The 3,426-nt window shown below is 36.9% G+C and carries 2 protein-coding genes and 1 pseudogene; 1 reads left to right on the top strand and 2 read right to left on the bottom strand.

Annotation, left to right across the window (positions count from 1 at the left end):
* Positions 1–964 (top strand): LysR family transcriptional regulator (locus tag PVK70_RS18495; RefSeq protein WP_274441705.1); only part of this gene is annotated, 964 nt, incomplete at its 5' end.
* A 93-nt stretch (positions 965–1,057) separates the two neighbouring features.
* On the opposite strand, the gene PVK70_RS18490 is transcribed toward PVK70_RS18495, so the two are convergent.
* Entirely contained in the window at positions 1,058–2,683 is a 1,626-nt protein-coding gene (locus PVK70_RS18490; RefSeq protein ID WP_130046709.1) for a methyl-accepting chemotaxis protein, read from the bottom strand.
* 505 nt (positions 2,684–3,188) lie between these two features.
* Positions 3,189–3,426 (bottom strand): annotated as a pseudogene (locus PVK70_RS18485) (methyl-accepting chemotaxis protein); the annotation flags it as partial.

The raw sequence follows: 3,426 nt of genomic DNA, 5'->3' as shown, positions 1-3,426 counted from the left end.
CTCTTTCTTATTCAAGCAAAGAGCTATTATGTTTAAATTAATGATTCAATTCATTCAAGTAGCTAAAACTCAAAACGTCACCCAAGCCGCGAATAACCTCTGTTTAAGTCAACCGACATTAAGTCACAACATGCAGAAGTTGGAAGAAAAGCTGGGCAGCAAATTGTTTAATCGTAACTCAAAAGGGATCACCCTAACCTCCAGTGGAGAGTTACTTTACGAACAAGCAAAAATGATGCAAAACCTTTATGAAAACACCCTCAATAAATTAGAAAAGAATAAACTCAGACATCAAACCGAACTCAAAATCGGCTGTGGTGATGCATGGTGGCAGCTGTTTATTCGAGATTGCGTACAAGATTTTAGAGACTCTTATCCTCACAGCAATATCTCTGTTGATGTAGGGAATCACCTGCAATTAATGAACTTATTGCTCAGTGATGAAATCAGTATTTTTGTCGGCCATGAGATATTAGGCTTAGCGCAATATGAAGACATACTGTTTCATCCTCTTTTTCAATGCAGTGAAGAAGTCTATGTAAGAAAAGGCCATCCTTTACTGGAGATCACCTGTAGCAATGAAGATATTGCTCGCTTTCCATCGGTTGATTTAGGAGCGGCAAAAAAACGATTTACGCATTTAGTTCAGCAGCAAAATGAAGAGTTAACGACCTTTCAAAAACGCCACTATTTGCAAGAAAAGGTTATCTACAATACCAATTCTCTGTTAACTGCGATCGATTTATTACAAAACAGTGATGCTATTTTGCCTTATCCAATGACGATGAGAGATTACTTTGGTGGTTTTGATATTGTGCCTTTACAGATGAAAGAGTGTTTCAGTAAAGCAACGATTGGGGCTTACTTACATAAAGATGGTCAGCAAAATAAACAAAGTACTGCGCTGTTAGAAAAGTTTAAAGAATTAATTAAAAATAACCCTCAAATCAATGGCGAGTTTTAAGTCTAATCCTCATTCTTTAAATACAAAAAAGGAGATCATACGATCTCCTTTTTTATTTTAATTTTTGATTTCAACGATAAACGCTAAATCAGCTTACACTTTAAAGCGTGATAAAGACGATTGAAGCGTCGTAGCTAATTGCGCTAGCTCAACACTTGATTGTGCTGTTTGCTCTGCACCTAATGCCACTTCACTTGCTGATAAGCTCATGCTTTGAATGTTACGACCAAGCTCTTCTGTTACTGAATCTTGCTGGCTACATGCGCTTGCAATTTGAATACTTGTGTCCGTCACCTTCATCATAGTTTCTTCAATCATTTGGATTGATTGACCCGTTTGAACGCTTTGCTCTACACAAACACGGATCTTAGAACAACTTTGATCTGTTGCTGCTTTTGCATGTGTTGCACTTGCTTGCAGTTTCTCAATAATTTCAACAATCTCAGTAGTAGATGATTGCGTACGACCCGCAAGAGAGCGAACCTCATCAGCAACTACCGCAAAACCACGACCTTGCTCACCAGCACGCGCCGCTTCAATTGCCGCGTTTAATGCAAGTAAGTTGGTTTGGTCAGCAATACCGCGAATAACTTCAACCACAACACTGATGTTGTTTGACTCACGCTCTAACTCTTCAACTAGCTCACCCGCTTGCTCAATATCGCGAGATACCGTTTGGATTTGGTCAATATTCGATTGAACGTCACGGTTACCTTGTTTTGCTTCTTCAGATGCTTCTAAAGCAGACGTAGACGCGGTTTCAGTATTATTTGCTACTTCTGCTACGGTTGCTTTCATTTCTTCCATTGCAGCGGCTACCGTTGTAATGTCAGATTGTTGCTGTTGCATACCACGAGCAGATTGCTCAGAAATCGCGCTCATCTCTTCTACCGCAGCAGACAGTTGAGTTACCGCTGAAATAGTATCTTCAATTAACATACGTAGCTGATCTTGCATTTCAATATTGGTATCAGCTAACTCACCTAACTCATCATTACCAATTTCATCACGTTGAAGACGGAAGGTTAAATCACCCGCAGCAATCGCTTTAGACTGCTCAACCACTAAATTTAAAGGACGACAAATTTGACGCGCTAAGAAGAAGGTAATAAACACCATAAAAGCGATTAATGCGGAGAATGATACTTTTGTTGCCATTGTAACATTATCAACACTATTCATAATCTCAGCACGGTTACCCGACATGAAACCGACATTAACGTTAACCAATGCATCCATTGTTACACCAAGTTCATTAAATTGACTTAATCCATCTAAAAGTTGAATTTCAGCCTGTTCAAAGTTGCCAGAACTCACGTTAGTTTTAAAGCCTTTTAATTGTGTTAGATAATTTTCCCAACCCGTTAACACGCTATCAAAAACACGACGTTCTTCACCACTAGATACCGTTGCCTCGTATTGAGATAACTCTGATTTAATCTTATTTTCTTGCAAAGATAATTTATCAAGTAACTCAGGGAGTTGGTCTTTTGAGTATGTTAATGCAGCGTACTGATCTCGACGATATGAGTTCATCTTAAAATACATATTTTCGACAGATAATACACTAGGAACAGTAGAATCAATGAAGTTGACTACTTCTGTTTCTACTTTATTCAATTCTTGCAATAAGAAAATAGCAAACGCTATCATCACTAAACTAATCGCCGAAAACACAACGGCAATTTTATTACGTACTGCTAAATTTTTGTAACTCATGTTTTTGACAACCTTTAAATAGTTCTTAATAGCTCATCCATGAGTGTTATTTAATAGAGAAAATGTCTTAACTCTTTTACTTTATAGCGGCAAATCGATAAGAAACTAAAATAAAATTTGATAAAAGTCACTCATTTTCGCAATCAGGTTAAATGTAATCAAAAACAGAGTTTTGTAATAAAATCAACGCAAAAAACGCCATAAACGAACAATATGTAGAAATATGAGTCATTAGCCAATCTTTACGTTAATTAATTACTTACTTTATTTTAAATAAAATAATAACTCACTTTCTAATCAGCTCAATAGTCAAAATAACAGCGCCAAAAATGCATTAACAATGCGAAATTTAATTCTTATTTTTATAAAAAATATGTGTAAATTATTACACTCTCACGCATAAAACGTGATTCTGGTGCCGAATTATTTACCATTAAATGCAAAAAAAGGAGATCTAATGATCTCCTTTAGTGTTTATAACAATATTGATTTAACGCTGTTTTTATTACACTTTAAAGCGAGACAGAGACGATTGAAGGATCGTAGCTAATTGCGCTAGCTCAACACTTGATTGTGCTGTTTGCTCTGCACCTAGTGCCACTTCACTTGCTGATAAGCTCATGCTTTGAATGTTACGGCCAAGCTCTTCTGTTACTGAATCTTGTTGACTACACGCACTCGCAATTTGAATACTTGTGTCCGTCACCTTCATCATGGTTTCTTCAATCATTTGGATTGAATTC

Source organism: Aliivibrio sp. A6, from assembly GCF_028765505.1.
GTDB lineage: Bacteria > Pseudomonadota > Gammaproteobacteria > Enterobacterales > Vibrionaceae > Aliivibrio > Aliivibrio finisterrensis_A.
This window is presented reverse-complemented; position numbering and strand designations above follow the sequence as displayed.